17 protein-coding genes and 1 riboswitch are annotated in these 19,664 nt (G+C 49.5%); of the genes, 2 read left to right on the top strand and 15 right to left on the bottom strand.

Annotated elements, in window-relative coordinates; translation table 11 throughout:
• The first annotated feature begins 638 nt into the window (after positions 1-638).
• The gene (locus BM200_RS13715) at positions 639-6,365 is read left to right on the top strand and encodes a carboxypeptidase regulatory-like domain-containing protein (protein ID WP_091186164.1); all 5,727 of its coding nucleotides are present in this window, start codon (positions 639-641) and stop codon (positions 6,363-6,365) included.
• 276 nt (positions 6,366-6,641) lie between these two features.
• Here BM200_RS13715 and queF read toward each other — a convergent pair whose 3' ends face one another.
• From queF to BM200_RS13690, 5 genes are all read right to left on the bottom strand, one after another.
• Positions 6,642-7,139: a preQ(1) synthase gene (gene queF / locus BM200_RS13710; protein WP_091186162.1), complete on the bottom strand. Its 498-nt coding sequence runs from the start codon at positions 7,137-7,139 to the stop codon at positions 6,642-6,644.
• A 21-nt stretch (positions 7,140-7,160) separates the two neighbouring features.
• Positions 7,161-7,889 carry a 7-carboxy-7-deazaguanine synthase QueE gene (gene queE / locus BM200_RS13705; protein WP_091186159.1) on the bottom strand — a complete coding sequence of 243 codons (729 nt, stop codon included), beginning with the start codon at positions 7,887-7,889 and terminating at the stop codon, positions 7,161-7,163.
• On the bottom strand, positions 7,882-8,325 hold the full coding sequence (gene queD, locus BM200_RS13700) for a 6-carboxytetrahydropterin synthase QueD (RefSeq protein ID WP_091186157.1): 444 nt from the start codon (positions 8,323-8,325) through the stop codon (positions 7,882-7,884). The genes queE and queD overlap by 8 nt, the downstream gene beginning before the upstream one ends.
• Entirely contained in the window at positions 8,322-8,987 is a 666-nt protein-coding gene (gene queC, locus BM200_RS13695) for a 7-cyano-7-deazaguanine synthase QueC (protein ID WP_091186155.1), read from the bottom strand. The genes queD and queC overlap by 4 nt, the downstream gene beginning before the upstream one ends.
• A gap of 95 nt (positions 8,988-9,082) precedes the next feature.
• Positions 9,083-9,126: riboswitch (PreQ1 riboswitch) on the bottom strand.
• A 74-nt stretch (positions 9,127-9,200) separates the two neighbouring features.
• Positions 9,201-9,878 (bottom strand): sulfite oxidase-like oxidoreductase, encoded by a 678-nt coding sequence (locus BM200_RS13690; RefSeq protein WP_091186152.1) that lies wholly within the window; start codon positions 9,876-9,878, stop codon positions 9,201-9,203.
• A 236-nt stretch (positions 9,879-10,114) separates the two neighbouring features.
• Between BM200_RS13690 and BM200_RS13685 the strand changes: the two genes are divergently transcribed.
• Positions 10,115-11,488 (top strand): hypothetical protein, encoded by a 1,374-nt coding sequence (locus BM200_RS13685; RefSeq protein WP_091186150.1) that lies wholly within the window; start codon positions 10,115-10,117, stop codon positions 11,486-11,488.
• Positions 11,489-11,554: 66 nt separating this feature from the next.
• On the opposite strand, the gene BM200_RS13680 is transcribed toward BM200_RS13685, so the two are convergent.
• From BM200_RS13680 to mglC, 10 genes are all read right to left on the bottom strand, one after another.
• Positions 11,555-12,073 carry a cyclase family protein gene (locus tag BM200_RS13680; RefSeq protein ID WP_091186148.1) on the bottom strand — a complete coding sequence of 173 codons (519 nt, stop codon included), beginning with the start codon at positions 12,071-12,073 and terminating at the stop codon, positions 11,555-11,557.
• A gap of 65 nt (positions 12,074-12,138) precedes the next feature.
• Positions 12,139-12,897 carry a cyclase family protein gene (locus BM200_RS13675; RefSeq protein ID WP_091186145.1) on the bottom strand — a complete coding sequence of 253 codons (759 nt, stop codon included), beginning with the start codon at positions 12,895-12,897 and terminating at the stop codon, positions 12,139-12,141.
• A gap of 160 nt (positions 12,898-13,057) precedes the next feature.
• A complete protein-coding gene (locus BM200_RS13670) occupies positions 13,058-13,519 on the bottom strand; it encodes a MarR family winged helix-turn-helix transcriptional regulator (protein WP_091186142.1) in 462 nt (153 codons plus the stop codon).
• Positions 13,520-13,588: 69 nt separating this feature from the next.
• Positions 13,589-14,461, bottom strand: coding sequence for an urease accessory protein UreD (locus BM200_RS13665; protein WP_245773000.1), 873 nt, complete (start codon positions 14,459-14,461; stop codon positions 13,589-13,591).
• Positions 14,462-14,463: 2 nt separating this feature from the next.
• On the bottom strand, positions 14,464-15,177 hold the full coding sequence (gene ureG / locus BM200_RS13660) for an urease accessory protein UreG (RefSeq protein ID WP_091186137.1): 714 nt from the start codon (positions 15,175-15,177) through the stop codon (positions 14,464-14,466).
• Between the two features lie 26 nt (positions 15,178-15,203).
• Entirely contained in the window at positions 15,204-15,896 is a 693-nt protein-coding gene (locus tag BM200_RS13655) for an urease accessory protein UreF (RefSeq protein WP_091186136.1), read from the bottom strand.
• Positions 15,897-15,914: 18 nt separating this feature from the next.
• Complete coding sequence (gene ureC, locus BM200_RS13650) at positions 15,915-17,627, bottom strand: urease subunit alpha (RefSeq protein WP_091186133.1); 1,713 nt, start codon at positions 17,625-17,627, stop codon at positions 15,915-15,917.
• Positions 17,624-17,992 (bottom strand): urease subunit beta, encoded by a 369-nt coding sequence (locus BM200_RS13645; protein WP_091186131.1) that lies wholly within the window; start codon positions 17,990-17,992, stop codon positions 17,624-17,626. Before BM200_RS13645 ends, ureC begins: the two co-directional genes overlap by 4 nt.
• 102 nt (positions 17,993-18,094) lie before the next feature.
• The gene (locus BM200_RS13640) at positions 18,095-18,400 is read right to left on the bottom strand and encodes an urease subunit gamma (RefSeq protein ID WP_091186129.1); all 306 of its coding nucleotides are present in this window, start codon (positions 18,398-18,400) and stop codon (positions 18,095-18,097) included.
• A 239-nt stretch (positions 18,401-18,639) separates the two neighbouring features.
• The gene (gene mglC, locus BM200_RS13635; RefSeq protein ID WP_091186126.1) at positions 18,640-19,656 is read right to left on the bottom strand and encodes a galactose/methyl galactoside ABC transporter permease MglC; all 1,017 of its coding nucleotides are present in this window, start codon (positions 19,654-19,656) and stop codon (positions 18,640-18,642) included.
• Positions 19,657-19,664: the final 8 nt, after the last annotated feature.

Raw genomic sequence — 19,664 nt, 5'->3', positions numbered from 1 at the left:
TTATTTCTAACGGGGCAGTTTTGCTCGTTGTTCAGTTTTCAAAGAACAATTTTTTTAACAACGCTGCATATCTTATCACGTTATTGAAATCAGTGTCAAGCTTTATTTTCATCAATTTCAATTTCTATCAACCAATGCTATACAGCTTTCCGCTCCAACCGCTTGTCTCTCTCGGCCGGAATAAGAATATACCATAGACGAGCAATTGATTGCAAGCTTTATTTCAAAAAACTTTTCACGGAATTCAGTACTTACACAAATTATTCGCCAATAAATTGCCATGGGACGATTGTAATTAGAGAAACCCGCACACAATAATCCCGTCGGCTTTCGACGTAATCGTCTATATTCAGGAGGTGACAACATGGCAAAGCAGCAAGGACATGCTAACAAAAACACGCAAACCAAAACCTCTGACAAAAAAGGCAACTCTTCCGGTAACAATCACTAAACTGTCTGTCAAAATAGGATTAGAATACTCGACGGTCTTCTATAGAAGACCGTCATTTTATATATATACCGATTAAGCCCTTTACGTACATGCTTCAAATTATACCGGTTTTCATATACATGGAAATAGCATAGGCAACTTTTTATCAACGTTAAAGATTCTATGTTAATGGAGGTATAAGCCAAGAATGCCCTTTCCAAGTCATTCGCAATTCGTTCCTCTGACGCAGAACAATGTGACTGTCATAGATCCCGTACGCGATGTCGACCCCGATGAGGTGGATATTGTCGGCAACGCCCAATTTCCAGCTGCATATTATGCGTACGACGGAACAAATGTTTATTTTCGCATGCGCCTCAACACTGACCCAAGATTCAAGAACAATTTCCGCAACTTTGCCTGGGGCGTATTGTTCAACACCGATAACAATCCCGCTACTTATGAATGGGAATTGGTTGTAAACGGTAAGGAAAACGAAGTCCAGCTTATCGCCAATACGGTCAAGTTGCCTAACATCGTAACGGATCAAGCAGAAGGAACGGACGGTAATGGGAACCCGAACTATAGGGATATTATATGTAATTTCGATATCGCGCGGGCTCAGCCTACAGATGACGGTTCACAGCTTGGCAGTGATACCAATTATTTTATTGATTTCTTTGTTCCTGCGAGCACCTTATTCTCGCTCCTCGGAATTACCGAACAATCTGCTCTTCAGTTCCTGTTCTTCACAGCGACCAACAATAACAACTTTAATAAGGACTTTATTGGCACCGGACAAACGTTAAGTACATTATTTTGCGATCCGGTCACCATTGCCGGAGGTGATGTTCGGGCCAAGCTGTCCGTCACGCAGACGGTGACGTCTTCCTCTTCACCCGTTATTGCCGCCCAGTCCTCCACCTTTACAGGTACGATAACCGTAACGAATACCGGTCGAAGCCAAGCCTCAACGATTTTCCTCCAAGCTCCGTTCTTGTTCGATAAAATCATAACGTTTAACGTTACCCAGAAAACGGAAGGAACTACGGCATTCAACAGTACAACAAAAAAATTAACCTGGAACGTCGGCAACCTGGCTGTTGGCGCTTCCGCCACATTAACCTATGAGGCTGTTGGCCAATTCAACTCACCTGGAGCAAGAACGGTCGACACCAAGGCGGCAACAGGTGTAGACAGCTTTACAGGAGGATCGATCAGCGCTCCCGCTTCCTCTTCGACCGTTGCTGTTATTGCTATTGGAGGCGTAACCGGAACGATTATTGACAAGTCAACCGGTCTGCCGCTCACAGGAGTCACCGTTCAAGCCAATCTTTTACCAGGCAATACAAATGCCGGGCAAACTACCTCTAACGGTGGCGGTGTTTACGGATTTCCACAGCTCCCTTTTGGAAGCTATAATCTGACTTTTAACTTGTCCGGCTATCAATCGATTTCTGCCGCAGCAACCATCGTAGCCGGTGCGATTCAAACGGTAAATGTTACCCTCACTCCTATTCCCGCTGTCATTCAAGGAACCATTGCGGCATCCGACAGCGGAGGTCCGATTGCCGGTGCAATTGTGCATGTCACGAACTCTATTGGTGTACTGGTCGCTCAAGCTGTTACGAATGCAGCCGGAGCTTACGTTGTAATTGGACTAAGCCCGGGTTACTACAGGGTAAGTTTCTCGGCTAGTCAATTTCAGGCGCGGGATTTCCCGGTTACCTTGGCCATTGCCGAGACACGTACGCTTAACGCGGCACTTTCCCCTAATCCCGGCACGGTTACCGGAACGATAACGAATGCTCAAACAGGTGTACCTTTAGCCGGTGTATTGGTAGAAGTTCTGGATAACCGGAACAGCATTCTCTCCTCCACTTTTACGAATGCAGCAGGCAATTACACGATCGCCTCCCTTTCTCCTGCGACCAACGACCGGCTTCGTATATCTGCCGATACTTTCGTTGCCCAAGTGATCGGCTTCTCCATTGCGGCCGGGCAAACCAAGGTGGTTAATGCCGCCTTATCGCCTGTTGCCGGAGTTCTAACGGGAATGATAACTGACGCAACAACAGGTCTGCCGCTTGCCGGCGCCAGCATCCGGGTATTTACTGCTGAAGGCATCACCCTGCAAACGACTTCAACGGCAGCTGACGGAAGCTATACGATTCCTTCGCTTGCTCCGGGTTCTTATTCCATCGTTATCGCAGAAGAAGGTTATGCCGGGCAAACCATTGGAGCGATGATTGATGCGGCTTCTGCGACAACCTTAAATGCATCCCTGCAACAACTCGCTGGTGCTGTTACCGGCCGTGTAACGGATTCGAACACAGGGGCACCAATCGAAGATGCGATAATCCGGGTTTTTCTGAACAACATTATCGTGGTCAGGGTTGCATCATTGGAGGATGGGACATACGATATCGGCAACCTGGCTCCCGGGAATTATTTTGTAACGATCCGGGCAGACGGGTACGGCGGGCAATCCTTTAGCGTCACTGTTAATCCAGGGCAAACGACAACCGAAAACTTTATTTTATTCCCGAATCCCGGCTCCTTAACGGGTGTTGTAACCGACACGAGCGGCAACCCCATCGCAGGCGCAATCATATCGCTGAACGTCAACGTTGCGGGCGGAGGGCTATTACTCACCAGATTCGTGTCACAAACGGACGGAAGATATATCGTCGAAAATCTGCTGCCGTTACAATATCTCGTTACTGCTTCAGCTGTTCCTTATCAAAGCACCTTCCAGAGCGTTGCTGTTCTGGCCGATACACAATCCACTCTTGATTTCGTGTTAAATCCAAATCCCGGCACGATCAGCGGAACTATTGTTGATACGAATGGTGTCCCTGTTGCCGGAGCCGGTGTCGTTATTAAAATGCAATCTGGTAACGGCGTGTCCATCGCGTCCATTTTCTCCGATACAAACGGGCACTTCCAGGTTAGCAGCCTTGCGCCGAGTATTTATACGGTATTGGCCTCGGCAACCGATTTCCAAACGGCATCAGCGACAATAAGCGTGCAGTCGGATGTTACATCTCCTATTACTCTCGTCCTTCTTCCGGATCCAGGCAGTATCGCGGGTCAAATCGTGGATGCGGCATCAGGTGCCGTTATATTAGGCATTGCGGTTACGGTAACCGACAGCAACAACTTCCTAATAGCCTCTCTTATCGCCGATACCAAAAGTGGATTCCAGTTCGACGGCCTGCCTCCTGGCAGCTACACGGTAGCCGTCCATGCTTTGAATTATAAAGGCGAAGTATTAGGCGCGATTGTTCAATCCAATTCAATAACACCTGTTAATTTTGCGCTTGAACCAAATCCCGGAACTCTGGTTGGTGAAGTCACTCCCGCAATTGGCGGGGCGCTGATTCAACTGTTTAACAATAACAACATACTCATCTCATCCGTGTTTACCCAGCCTGACGGAAGCTTTACTTTCATAGGGGAAAAAGTAGGCTCTTATAACGTGACAGCCATTGCGATGGGCTACTCTTCTCAGGTAGCAGGTGCAACGATTCTTGCCGGCCAGACGACTGATGTAACGCTGACGCTTTCGCCTAACCCCGGCCAAATTTCCGGTATTGTTGTCGACACCGCCGGCAATCCTATTTCAACGGCTGTAGTAAAGGTATTAAACAGCAATGAATCCGTCCGCGGCATCGGACCTGCTCAAGGTAACGGCAGCTATGTCATTGACGCAATCCCGGTTGGGCCAAAAACCGTTATTGCTTCTGCTCCTAACTTCAGCAATCAGGTCAAGGGAGCATTTGTAGATCCGGGAGAAAACGTGAACGGCGTTAACTTCGTGCTCACACCTGATCCTGGAACAATTAGCGGCCAGATTACGGATCAAGCAACGGGATTGATTATTCCAGGCGCAAGCATCGAAATTCGTCTAAATGAAGCCTCTGGATTATCCGTAGCATCCGCAACGACTACACCGTTTGGCAACTACCAAATTAACGGTTTGCAGCCCGGAACTTATACCGTTATTGCAAAAGCCAATAACTACGCTACTGGCACCGTCGGAACTTCAGTGGAAAGCAACGGCTCCTCCATTGCCAATATTGCTCTGGATCCGTTATTTGGTGCAATCAACGGCCTCATCACCGATACCGTTGGGAACCCAATAGGTGCCAACGACACTAAAATCAAGCTGTATACGAAAGATGGAACATTGCTGGAGACCGTTTTCGTCGAAATGGATGGCTCATTCCCCATTAACGGCGTTCCTGTCGGCGAGTATATTATCTCCGTCTCCGCTCCGTTCTTTGAAACAGAAACCGTTGGAATTACCATTCGGGCCGGCAGCACAACCAATGTACAGCTTCAATTGTCGCCGCAATCCGCCACCATTATCGGTACGGTAAAAACCAGCGTAATCTCAGCGCCGGTTAGCGGCGGGTTAATCATCATTACGGATGTCGAAGGACTTCCCGTCGACACAGCTTATACCGATGAAACCGGAAGCTTTATCATTACCGGCATTCCGGCAGGCAACTTTGTGATCTCTGCTGTTGCGTCCGGATTTGGCACCGGGGTTGCCGGTGTTGTGACACGCATTGGTCAGAATTCCGTTGTCGAATTGCTCCTTACTCCGCTGCCTGGCCTGGTGGAAGGATTTGTAAGCGATATCACAAACGGAGCCAATATTGCGGGAGCGGAAATCCGGATAGTAGATGCTTCATCCGGTGCAACGATTGGGACCATATTGAGTAATAACGGCGGTCAATACGCTTTCCCAACATTAGCGCCAGGGAGTTATAACGCCACCGTAACTGCAGGCGGTTATGCCGCAGAGTTTGGCGGGTTCACCATAGTATCCGGAGAAACAACCCGCTTCAGCTTTGCCCTTCAGCCATTACCTGGCCGGTTGATTGGCAGCGTCTCGAATAAAGCGACTGGAGCAGCACTTTCCGGCGTTACCGTTCAATTGCTTCAATATAATAATTTCGGGCCGGCACTATTTACCCTATTGACCGATAACAACGGACTATTCGACCTTGGCGAAGTGGCTGCCACCAACTATGCTTTAACGGCATCGCTTGAAGGCTTTATTACCCAGCAATCCTCCACTTTGGTCAACCGCGGGGAAACGACCATTGTAACCTTTGCGCTCGTTCAAATCAGAACTTCAGTAGGCGGAATGGTGACGACCGGTCCGGGAAGGCAGCCTGTGCCGAACACTTCCGTCACGATTATTGATTCCAACGGTGTTATTGGAGGAAACGGAATTACCGACGGGAATGGCGAATATATCGTACCGAGTATTCCATCCGGCGAGCAGACAATTGTGGCAAGTCAGGCAGCGTCAGGTACTGATACGACCGTAATTCCGGAAAATCTAGGCCAAACGCAAACCGCCAATATTACGATCGGTGCCACGGCTCAATCCTTTCCGATTACAGGAACTGTGACTAGCAGCTTTGATGCAGCGCCTATCCCGGGATCGGTCGTTCATGTTCTGGATGCTTCCACAAAAGTATCCTTGCTCACCGCAGTTACGGATCTTAACGGCGCTTATAGAACAGATCCTGTTGCACCAGGCACTTATACCGTTTCTGGCTCGGCACCATCCTATGGCTCTGCAGCCCGTTCGCTGACTACTAGCGCGACGGCTGCCTCTAGAGCAGATCTTACCTTAAGCGCAGCATTCGGAACTCTACGCGGAACCATTCGTGACATATCTGGCAACCCGCTTGATATGGCTCTCGCCGAGATTGTCACAGCCAACCGCGAACTGATCCGTCAAATTATAAGCAATAGCAACGGCCAATATGCTTTCTCTAATATTTCGGCAGGTATGCCAACTGCGGAATTCTCCTTCCCTGGCAAACAAACTGCAATACGGATGCCAGCAATCCTCGACGGTCAAACGACGATCCTGGATATTGTGTTGATTGACGATGAGGAGGAGTAATTAACCGAAGGTGACTGCGCATTTGAATGTTCTTCCGATCGCTGTTGCCCCCGAATTTCTTCATTCAAATCCGCTTTAGCGGATGAAATTCGGGGCCAAAGGCGAACATTTCATTTCTCCAGAATCATTCAAAATGCTCCGCCACTCGGTTAATGGAGGGGAGCCGTAAATGAAGGACCATAGATTCGTTCCTTCTCAGCTCCACAAAAAAAGGACCACGAAATTACTCGTGGTCCTTTTGCTGTAGGCACCTCAATGCTTGAGATTACCCCCATCCTATCGATTATCTACCTTCTCCGGGTACATATCATGATTAAATAACCGCTGCTCGGCCATTTGCTCGAATTTGGTACCCGGCTTGCCGTAGTTGCAATACGGATCGATGGAGATACCGCCGCGCGGCGTAAATTTGCCCCATACTTCGATATAGCGAGGCTGCATCAGCTCGATCAGGTCATTCATAATAATGTTCATGCAATCCTCATGAAAATCACCATGGTTGCGGAAGCTGAACAGATAAAGCTTAAGCGACTTGCTCTCCACCATTTTGATATCGGGAATATACGAAATATAGATCGTCGCAAAATCCGGCTGACCCGTCATCGGGCACAGGCTTGTAAATTCCGGACAATTGAACTTGACGAAATAATCACGGTAAGGATGTTTATTATCAAAAGCCTCCAATACGGCAGGCGAATATTCCATCGGGTAACGAGTTCCTTGATTGCCAAGCAGGCTAATCCCTTGCAATTCTTCTTCACTTCTTCCGGACATAGATGTCATTCTCCTTTCTTCTTACACGCCCCGCTTATTACCCCATACCAAGGCATGAAGCTGCGGCAGCACTCTTACATTTGTCATATCTTCGCGTTTCATTACTTGATCAATCAGCCATTCATAACGCTCAATAAGCATGGATGCCAGCTTGCCGTTATCCGCTTCAAGCAAATCGTCATTACCGGTCTGCACAAAAAAAGGCACTCCTGCATACCGATTATGCACCTCGGCGGCATAAGCCAGATCCTGTTCGTCAAACACAACAACCTTCAAACTGAACGGATTCTGCCCGCCCGTAAGCTTTGTTACGATCTCATCAAGCACAACCCAATTCGTCGTCATGCCGGAGCTTGGCGGCTTCGGCGAGAGCGTCAGCTCATCGATAGCAAGAAGCCAATCCTGCCAGCGGCTTCCCTGCGTTTCCACCGCGACACGAATTCCTTCGCGATGCAGCGTATCCACAAGCTCATCCGCATTTTTAAGCAAGGCGGGGTTGCCTCCCGACAACGTTACATGCGAGAAGGTGTTTCCTCCAAGCTCACGAAGCTCTGTTACGATATCATCCGCTGTCAGCATGCGGATATCGTCTTTCCCCGTACCGTCCCATGTGAATGCGGAGTCGCACCACGAGCAGGAATAATCACAGCCAGCCGTACGGATGAACATGGTTTTTTGCCCGATCACCATTCCTTCGCCCTGCACGGTTGGCCCAAATATTTCCATGACCGGGATTCGTTTCTCAGTCATGAGTAACTACCTTCTTTGGACGATAAATACAGTAGCTTGTTGGCGTCTCGCGCAGAAACACCTGCACGCAGGTTGCCTTATTAGACGTCTCGTCCAGATAAGCTTGGACAATCTCGTAGATCGTACGGGCGACAACCTCTGTTGTTGGGAAACGGTTCGGGTCGTTGTTGTCAAACACGTCTTGATGATCATTCAAATACGTATGGTCGAAACGATTATGAATCAGCTTCTTAATCGCTGCAAAGTTCACCAGAAATCCGGACGAATCCAGTTCATCGCCGGCAATTGTCACGTTGGCAAAGTAGGTATGCCCATGCACGCGCGCGCAATGTCCCGCTTCCTCGGAAGGAATGGAATGTGCGGCTGCAAACTGCATATCCTTGTTTAATTCATATTGAAAGGGATGCTGGACGCTTGGATAAATTTGCTGAATCATTCCGCCTTACCCTCCTCTTTGGAGGCCAAGTAACGGTTCAGACCCTGGCTCCGCAGCTTGCAGGCCGGACATTCTCCGCAGCCGTCAGCAATCACACCGTTATAGCAGGTTAATGTCTTGGTCCGTACGTATTCAAAGGCGCCAAGCTGGTCAGCCAGCTCCCATGTCTCGGCTTTATCCAGCCACATCAGAGGCGTCTCGATCACAAACGGGTAATCCATCGACAGATTAAGCGTTACATTAAGCGATTTGATAAAAATATCCCGGCAATCCGGATAACCGCTGAAATCCGTTTCGCATACACCGGTTACAATAGCTCTTGCTCCGATTTGCTTGGCGAGTACCGCCGCAAAGGACAGGAACAATAAGTTGCGGCCGTCTACAAACGTCGTTGGCAGACCGCCCTCCTTCTCCTCGATCTCAATATCCGATCTGGTGAGCGCATTAGGTGCCAGCTGGTTTAACAGCGACATATCAAGCACATGATGACGCACCCCAAGCTCGGCGGCAATCTGCGCGGCACATTCCAGCTCGAGCGCATGCCGCTGCCCGTAGTTGAAGGTGACCGCTTCCACCTCTTCGTAGCGATCAAGCGCCCAGAACAGACAGGTCGTGCTGTCTTGTCCGCCGCTGAATACGACTACTGCTTTTCCTTTTTTCATCTTGCTTTCTCCTCCCTTATATGAGGGAGAGACCCTTCGAACAACACCCTGTACACCTGTCTCAAAACGAAAAAAATGGAATCGAGAATAGATTCCAGTTCTTAGTTTTTTATAGAGGGAGTTCGCGAACCTCTCCTGAAGCATCGGCTTCAGCATTTATTCGAATGTACCTTCGTACTATACCATATCTCTAGTTATACGGCTATATGCCAATTAATCGAAATCCTTGTGATACCATTCATCTTCCGGCAGTCCAAGATCCTCGCCGGAGAAGCGCTGCTCACGGAACGGATCCGCATAATTGTGGAAGCCGTTTCTTTCCCAGAAGCCCGGACGGTCTTCCTTCATAAATTCAATTCCCCGGATCCACTTTGCGCTCTTCCAGAAGTACAGATGCGGGACAAGCAGCCGTAGGGGCCAGCCATGCTTTCCTGTGAGCGGCTCACCGTCAAAGCTGTGCGCAAGCAAAATGTTCTCATGCATCAAATCCTCAAGCGGCAGATTTGTCTCATAGTCCTGATCGGCATGGATCATTACATATTTCGCCTCAGGCTTTACGCCAATTAGCGTCAACAGATCAATGAAACGAATGCCTTCCCATTCCGTGTCCAGCTTCGACCAGCGGGTCACGCAATGAATATCATTGACCTGCTTCACCTGCGGGAGCGCCATGATTTGCTCATATGTAAAAACCTTTTCCTCTTCTACTTCTCCAAATATCCGCAATGTCCACGCCGTCATATCATACTCCGGCACATCCCCTTCATGCAGGATCGGGAAGCGGTCCGTTGTTGTTTGACCAGGCGGCACCCGGTGCGCCAGCTCAGGAGCGACATTTGCTTTTAGAGCAGGGGCTTTTTTTAAACGTTCTGCTTTCTTGCTTGTGTTCATGCTGTTCCAAGCCTCCTCAAAAGAATGATTTCACAAACAGCCAAGATTAGACTGTTCGTGATGATTCTTACTTCGTAAGCATAAGCTTATGTTCTTCTATTCTACTATAGGATATAAGACAAGACTTGCGACATAAGCTATTGACACCATTTTGTAACAATGATAATATTTCCATACAATTCCGAGTGGATTAATCATGTTAATTATTCATTTTATACTAATGGAGGTTTATAACGATGAAATCGCGTACCAAATGGCTCCTTTCCGGATCACTGGCCTTGTCTCTTCTATTCTCATCCGCCTTGCCATTGTCAGTGGCCGAGGCTGCAGCAGTCCAAACAAACGCTGTCCAGCAATCTTCCACAACAGCTATAGCCGAAAATGAGCTGTTCCTGCAAGAGAAGTACGGTATCGCCTTCCAAGCAGGTTCGGTTACAAAAGGACAATTCCTTCAGCATATCGCCAAGATACTTAAGCTCGAGTCCGCCGAGTCCTCACCAGCCTTCACCGACCTTAATGCCGACAGTCCTTATTATACATCGGCTGCAGCATTATATGAGCAAGGTATTATTACTTCATTAAAAGTAGATGCCAGCCAGCCTCTTCAAGCGTCAAGCGCCCTTTACATCGCGGTGAAGGCTGCCGGACTTGCCGAGCTCGCCCATACGTATCCGTTAAAGAAAACAACAGGTGCACTGAAGCAAATCGGTTATTCGCCAGCGGGTCTCAGCCTGTCTGCTGCGCAAGAGCTTGCGGCTGCTGTACATAGCGGACTACTCCCTTCTTCTTTATATAAAGAAGTAAAAGGAAAAGCGGCATCTCCTGAACTGGCAGAAACGCTTCTCGTACAAATCCTTTCTATTAAAGGAGATTACAAGCATTATATCGGTTACACGTCCGATGCAGATATTTATGGCAAACTGGCAGATGCCTACAACACATCCGATATCATTCAGTCGCCAGAGCTTCAAACGGTGGTCGATACAGCGCTGAAGCAAAATCTCGTTACCGGCTACAATCTGAAGGATGATCGTTATGACGCCAACTTCGTCGACTCCTTATCCCTGACCTACGGACATGATAATCTGAAGCATGCGGTTCAACTAATTGGTCTGCTCCGCAGCGAAGGGATTCGTGCCAAAGTACAATTCGAGCCTAAAACCTCCGCTTTTATCTATTTGAAGGAATGGGGAGAGCCTGTTCAGTCGGACAGTTATAAAGTTGTACAAATCGAGAACGGCAATTATATTGCTTATGCAAAAGAATATGATTTGAAATTCGAGTTTAATAATGCGGCGGACAAAGCCCGCTTCCAATCGGTTATTTTGCAATATGCGAAAAAGAACAGCGAAGACCAGACCGGTCTCATCGCCAGCTCCTGGTGGCAGCCGCTCTATTACTCCTTAACCAAGCTGGATGACTATATCCAAATTACAAATAACAAAATTACCGGCAAAGGGCATTATTATGCACAATCCTTCTCGTTAAACGAGCCGTCCGCTGCTATTGCAGAAGGCTTCAAACAGCTGGGTGCCGGACTCCACATTCAATCCTACCCAATCTGGGTTGACAAACCATTCTTCAACTACTTAAATGGTGAACCGCTTTAAAAGAAATCGAAGCTGAATCTAAAAAGTGGCCGTACAGGGTTCTGTACGGCCACTTTTCTTTGTCATTTAAATGACCGCAACAGCCCGAACCGGAGATCCGTCGCCGCTGACGATGCGCAAAGGGAAACCGTAGAACATAAAATCGGCTTCAGACGGAAGAAGATCCAATCCCCGCAGCCCCGTATAGGTCACAATATGGATCCCCAGCAATGCCCGCTCCAGCTCTTCAGACAATTCACCGCCGACGAACGGCGGTTGCAGCGCAGCGAGTCGGTCAAAGCATTCTATCCCAACGGATTCGCGGAAAAAGAGCCCCCGGCTTTCCGGCCAGACAAGATCATTCATACGTACTACGCGCGATGTACCAAAAAATCGCTCCAATGGCAGTTCATCCAAAGTTGCGGCACCGGGATGCATGTGCGAAGGCGCGTCCACGTGGGTTCCGGTATGGCTTCCCATCGAAAGCTGCCTCAGTTCCCAAGTCTGACACTCATACGTATGTGCTACCTTGACTTTAACCTCCGGATCACCGGGATATACGGGCATCCCATCAGCAATAGGTACCGACAAATCAATTACTCTCACTCAGACGCCTCCTCTTCCTTCCGGCTGCCGTCGTGTTGCATGGAGTTATCGTTCTCCGTTCTCTTTCATTCCTCAACGATTGCGACCGGACGCGCCCAGCCTGCACTCGCTTTTTCCACTTTGATTGGGAAGCAGCTTACTTTGAACCCAAACGGCTTCGGAATTTGGTCCAGATTAGCCAGTTTCTCGATCTGGCAATACTCCCGGTCCTTGCCGACATAATGCGCTGCCCATAGAACGCCTTCCTTTGGCTGCTTTTTGTACGCTTCAGCTTGGAGATTGAGCGGAATATCCCATCCCCAGCCGTCAGTACCAACTACCTTAATGCCTTGATCCAGCAGCCACAGCGTAGCTTCTGCGGATACACCGGCATGAAGGAACGCATAATGTTCGTGGTACAGCCGTTTGTCCGCGTCGCTCCGAATGAGGACAATATCATATGGTTTCAACGTATACTCGATCCGCTTTAACTCGGCTTTCAGATCGTCCGTCGTTATTTCATAGCCTGGCGGCTTGGTGCTGAAATCGAGCACGACACCGTCGGAATAAAACCATTCGAGCGGCATTTCGTCAATCGTTCTTGCCTGCTTCCCTTCGGAAGTCGGCCAATAGTGCCATGGCGCGTCGATATGGGTACCCGCATGCGTATTCAGGGTTACTGTTTCCGTCGCCCAGGCTTTGCTTTCCGGAAAATCATCTTGCTTAAGCCCTAGTATAGCAGCCGCTTGCATCGCTCCAGCCTCATGGCTCGAATACTCGATCTTCGCTGGCAGAGGTTCTCGAATGCTTGGACTAATCGGCACACTTAAATCGATAAGCTTCATCATGTAGTTCTCCCTTGTCTCCCGATTTCAGCCTCATTATACCATATTGGGCCGTGCCAATCATGTACAGCAGCCTGTCCGTTGCTTATTGATGAATGATCTAGAAGGATATTTCATGAGAAAAAGAGACCACCCAATGGGATAGCCTCTTTCCTTCATGCTATTCTTCTGCCGTTTCGCTCTTCGGATTCAGATTAGCTGACATCCGGATGAAGATATCCGTTGCTTTCTCAATATCATCAAGCTCAAAGCCGTCATACAACTTAAACATGATACGCTCGCGCATTTCCATCACTTGATCGACCAGCTTGCGGCCTTCATCCGTCACGCTGAGCATGACGATCCGACGGTCAAACTCGCTCCGTGAACGCTCCACGTAGCCGAGGTCGATCAGACGGTCTGAGATGCCGGTTACTGCACCGCTTGTAATGCGCAGCCATTCTGCCATTGCAGAAGCCTTCTGTGGTCCCTGTTGAGCCAGAATAATGACCATCTTGCCTTCCGTCATTCCTAGGCCGTGAACATTAAACCGGTTATATTCCGCGTTAATCAACCTGCGCAGCTTACGGAATCCATCATCCAACTCTCTTAGTTTGTGAAGCTTCTCTTGGTCCAGGTCCATCCATCCACCCTCGCTAATACATTCATATCTATAAATATACCGTTTTTTGAACGTACAGCCAAGTCCAGCTTAAGAATAAAGCAAATGAATCGGTTCTTTGCCCAATACAATTTTTCTCGCGCCGTGCCAAAGTAACCGCATAGCCGCCTGCAGCGGCCAGGCAGCGGTAGAAGCAGCGGAAGCAACAAGGCCGTAACGCTGCGTCTCAGACAGACCGATAACAACCGGATGCGTTCCAAATTCAGAAATGGGAAGCTCCTGGGCGAGCTGCTTCATCGACACAATCTGCGCGGAAGTTAATTGATCGGTAAATAAGCAAAAGGTCGCCATATGGGTCATCTTATCCCAGCAGCCGGGAGCCTGAAGCTTCTGCTTGCCCGGTATAACCCGCTGGCGTTGGGCAAAAATCAGCTCTCCTCCGCAATAAACGGATATGCTGCTGCGAAACTCGGCGTATTGAAACTGCTCCTTGCGCGATGTACGACCCGGACATAGGATATCCGCCTGCATCCATACGGCTCCTTGTCCAAGATAAACATTCGTATGGCTGTGAAGCCGGGCATCCTTATAGAGCATCACAGGCTCAGGCATATGCTCAACTATAGCGCGATCTTCAAGGCGGAAGTTCTGGCTGATGAAGGACCCGTTCGGCTTGCCGGTTAGCGGGCTCGGATGAACCTTCATATATGACTGCGTCGTGATATAACTATGCGAAGAGCTTTGCGCATGCCATTCCAGCTCGTAACGATCACCTGCCAGCAGTCCTGGTGATGCATCCATAACGATAACACCCAGCTGTTCCTGGAGCGGAAAACTTTTGGCGATCTTAATGGGCGAGGTATGATACTTGTCGGCGATTCTCGTTGCGCCATCCTTGAAATGAAACGAAGCGCGCAGTACAGACGTCCGTACCGCGCGCTCTTCCATAGATCCTGCCGTCATTCTTAATGCTGGTGCGGCATCGGGCCAAGCTGCACGATATGTCCATGCGCTTCGCCCCGCGCATGAGCAAATTCATGCTCCAGCCAGCCGACAATCTCAGTAACCCCTTCTCCGCCAAACATATTGGAGAATACAAACGGACGATCCCCGCGCATCCGCTTCGAATCCGCATCCATCACTTCCAGACTTGCTCCGACGAACGGAGCAAGATCAATCTTGTTAATAACGAGCAAGTCCGAACGCATGATGCCGGGACCGCCCTTACGAGGAATTTTTTCGCCTTGGGCCACGTCAATAATATAGATGAAGAGGTCTACCAGCTCCGGGCTAAAGGCCGCTGCCAGATTGTCGCCGCCGCTCTCAATAAAGATCAAATCCAGCTTCTCGAACCGCCGCTCCAGCTCTTCAATTGCTTCAAAATTCATGGAAGCATCTTCGCGGATGGCGGTATGAGGACAACCACCTGTCTCCACCCCGATGATCCGCTCTTCCGGAAGAACTCCTGTGTTGACCAGAATCCTCGCATCTTCCTTTGTATAAATATCATTCGTAATGACCGCAAGGCTGTATTTTTCGTGCAGCTCCCGCGATAACCGCTCAACAAGCGCTGTTTTCCCCGAACCAACCGGCCCTCCGATTCCGATCCGAATTGGACGCGATGCGTCGATTGCCGGCTTCTCCCACTCTTGGTGCGAATGTCCTTGTCCTTGGCACATAGGCTTCCCCCGCTTTCTCATAATAGTTATGACATAAATAAACGTGAGTACAATTGTTCATGCCGGATCATGGCCAGTTCCGCCATCGGCATATTGGAGTAAGCCTCTTCCGGTTCCATCTGCATCGCCAGCTCCGCGGCTTCTACAGTCTGCGCCGAGAGCTTTGCAATAAGCGTTTGTCCTTCTGTTTGGCCGATCGACATCAGCCGCAAAGCGCTGTTCACACAGGTTACAGCACAAGCATACAAATACCCCTGAATGGCCTGCTCTTCCTTTACGCCCAGCCGCCAGCAAATAAACCCGTGAACGAGCGGGTGCGTAGCCTGGCACTCCCCGCGCCGCAATGCTTCATTTAACAGTGACCATTCTATCTGAGGATAAATGGCAGCTGCCAGCTGAAGAAGACGGCGGCCCATCTTCTCCATTCCAACCCTTGTTTCCACCGCGATGCGCTGGACATGCACAAGCCGCTCAACAGCCCAAATCCCGTTCCATCGCTCCAATGGCGCATCCCGATATACGGCTCGTATGATCATGACATCCGAAGTAGCCCAGCTTTGCATCATCATGACTGACGCATACTCATACAGCTGCCCGCTATGGCGAATACGTCCTTCCTGCACCATTGTCTCAAGACCAAATGAATGGGAAAAACCGCCAATCGGCAGGGCGGAATCCAATAATTGCTGCATGACCAGCCAAGCTGCAGGATGATTCATCACCTAACAGCCCCTTCCCTAGAACAAAAAGTAGCGCTGCGCCATCGGCAGTGACTGCGCCGGTTCGCAAGTCACATGCTCGCCATCAACCGTTACCTTGTAGGTCTCCGGATCAACCTCAATGACCGGCGTAGCATCATTATGAATCATGTCCTTCTTCGTCACAGACCGGCAGTTCCGTACCGGTTCAACCCGCTTCTGCAATCCAAGCTGCTGATCGATGCCGCGGTCAAACGCCGCTTGCGAGACGAATGTGATTGAGCTGCTATGCACAGCCTTGCCAAAAGAGGCAAACATCGGACGTCCAAATACCGGCTGCGGCGTTGGAATGGAGGCATTCGGATCCCCCATTTGAGCGTAGGCGATACTCCCGCCCTTCAGCACCATGTCCGGCTTTACGCCAAAAAACATCGGCTGCCACAGCACCAGATCTGCGAATTTGCCGATCTCCAGCGAGCCTACCAGATGGGAAATGCCATGTGTAATGGCGGGATTAATCGTGTATTTCGCCACGTAACGCTTAATACGGAAATTATCGCTCACCGTGTCGGGCGACAATGGACCGCGCTGCTGCTTCATTTTATCCGCGGTTTGCCAGGTCCGGATGATCACTTCACCAACCCTCCCCATCGCCTGGGAATCGGAGCTGATCATGCTGAAGACCCCCATATCATGCAAAATATCTTCCGCTGCAATCGTCTCGGGGCGAATACGGGAATCTGCAAAAGCCACATCCTCCGGTATTCTGCTGTCCAGATGATGGCAGACCATCAGCATATCCAGATGCTCTTCAATGGTATTAATCGTAAAAGGCCTCGTTGGATTCGTTGAGGATGGGAGGACATTCATCTCGCCTGCCGCTACAAGGATATCCGGTGCATGACCGCCGCCCGCGCCTTCGGTATGATAGGTATGAATGGTGCGTCCGCCAATCGCCCTTAGCGTATCCTCAACAAAACCCGCTTCATTAAGCGTATCCGTATGAATGGCGACCTGAATATCATATTGATCCGCTGCTGTTAGGCATGCCTCAATGGCTGCAGGAGTTGTCCCCCAGTCTTCATGAAGCTTCAGACCGACAGCACCGGCTTCGATCTGTTCAATAAGCGGTGATGTGAACGAAGCATTGCCTTTGCCGGTAAAGCCGAGGTTCATGGGAAAATGCTCCGCTGACTCCAGCATACGCCGCATATGCCAAGCTCCCGGAGTAACGGTTGTAGCATTAGTGCCAGCAGCTGGGCCGGTGCCACCGCCGATCATCGTGGTAATTCCGGAAGAAAGCGCCGTTTCGATCTGCTGCGGACATATAAAATGAATATGCGCATCGATCCCTCCGGCCGTGATGATCTTCCCTTCTCCGGCAATCACCTCTGTGCTCGCGCCAGCTGTCATACCCGGAGTAACACCGTCCATGATATCGGGATTGCCTGCTTTGCCAATGCCAACAATATAGCCGTTCTTAATACCTATATCAGCCTTCACAATTCCCCAATGGTCAATGATGACTGCATTCGTAATTAGGGTATCAAGTACTCCATCATCACGCACTGCACTGCTGGACTGCCCCATGCCGTCGCGGATAACTTTCCCGCCGCCAAACTTGCATTCATCGCCATAAACGGTATAGTCCATCTCAATCTCCGCCCACAGCTCGGTATCCGCCAGCCTTACCGCATCTCCGGTTGTAGGCCCGAACATCGCCGCATATCTTTGCCTGTCGATGACACTCATCCGCCTTCCCCTTCCCATGAAATGAGACGTGTACGGACTTCTTCCGGCATTTTGCCCGCTTCCGCTTTGCCCTGCGTTAATCCGTTCAAACCGTATGACAGCTTCGCGCCGCCCAGTTCAACCAGCGTTACCGGCTTTTCTTCTCCCGGCTCGAAACGGACGGCTGTACCAGCGGGTATATGTAGACGCATGCCAAAGGCAGCCTCTCGATCGAAGGATAATGCCCGGTTCACTTCAAAAAAATGAAAATGAGAACCAACCTGCACGGGACGGTCGCCCGTATTGACGACTACCGCTTTCACCGTCCGTCGCCCAGCGTTTAATATGATAGAGCCCGCCGTAACTCTGTATTCCCCTGGTATCATAGAAGCTTTCCTCCTAAAAAGAATTGCGAAGCAATTCTTACTTCGTAAGCATTTGCGAAGCAATTCTTGCTTCCCAAGCATCAGGCTATAGCAGCCATTGGCTTAGCTGGAGATCGGATGATGGATCGTAATCAGCTTCGTTCCGTCCGGGAAAGTTGCTTCTACTTGAACCTCGCGGATCATCTCGGGAATCCCGCCCATTACGTCATCGCGTGTTAACACTTGTGTGCCATATTCCATTAATTCCGCAACAGTCTTGCCGTCGCGCGCACCCTCCATAATTTCAGAGGTTATAAGCGCCACGCTTTCCGGATAGTTCAGTTTAACTCCACGTTTCATTCGCCTTCTCGCCAAATCCGCAGCGATCGTAATGAGGAGCTTCTCCTTCTCGCGTTCTGTCAGTTGCATGCTTTCACCTCTCCCAAAGTGTATTAGTTCCATTATAGACAGCCGTTAGGTTGAAGTAAATGAATTTATGTTAGGTAATATGACACATAATTAAAACAAACAATTAGATTTGTACATTTTATCGCTATTCCTCACTTAAATATGACACAACAATGTCGAATGAAGGATGAATATGTAAAAAACCCGCAAGCGGCACGCTTTACAAAAGCGTCCACTTGCGGGTTTCATTTGTTTATAGACTATTTTTTCGCAACATATTTACGGATATCGAAGGCTACCGCCACGACGATAATTGCACCTTTGATGATCAGCTGCCAGTAAGGGCTGATACCGATGTAAGTCAGACCGTAGTTGATTACGGTGAAGATCAATACGCCGGCAACAACGCCTTTCACACGGCCAACGCCGCCTGTTGTCGATACGCCGCCAACGACGCAGGCTGCAATCGCATCAAGCTCGTACATGTTACCATAGTTGTTTGTTGCGCCGCCTGTACGTGCCGCTTCCAGAACGCCCGCCAGACCGTACAAAGCACCAGCGATACCATAGATCCACATCAGGCATTTCGCTACATTGATACCGGATACGTGAGCAGCTTGAATGTTGCCCCCGATCGCGTACATGTTTTTACCAAGAGTTGTTTTGTTGAAGACAACCCATACGATGAACGCAACGAAGATTGCAATCAATACGATGTAAGGCAGGGACCAGTCACCGCTGCCGATCGAACCAATACCAAGCTCAGAGAAATCTTTGCGCAGACCGCCGATAGGCTGCGATTGGTTAGGCGGCATATCGAAGTACAGGGAGTTCGCACCGTATACAGCAACCATCGTACCCAGCGTTGCGATAAATGGCGGAACATTAAACTTAGCCACGATAATACCATTAATCAAGCCGACAATGAGACCTACTACGATCGCAATAACAATCGGAAGAATCAGTGGCAAATGCGGCAGATCCGGGAAGAACTTGTTCGCGTAATCCGAGCTTTGCAGCATCGAAGCGGATACGACTGCCGTCAGACCTACTACGCGGCCGGCCGACAAGTCAGTACCGGCAGTAATCAGGATAAACGCCGCACCAAGCGCAATGATAAGACGCGTCGATGATTGAATCAGCATATCCCGGAATGTTGTAACGGACAGGAAGTTCGTGTCCATTATTGTAATAGCAGCGATTAGCAGGATCAGAACGATCCAGATCGCGTTTTGCGAAAATATACTTTTAGCTCTTGAACCTTTTGTAGCTTCCATGAGTGTTA

This window comes from Paenibacillus catalpae (assembly GCF_900112695.1).
GTDB lineage: Bacteria > Bacillota > Bacilli > Paenibacillales > Paenibacillaceae > Pristimantibacillus > Pristimantibacillus catalpae.
Note: the sequence above shows the minus strand (reverse complement) of the source record. Positions and strands in the feature narration are given on the sequence as shown.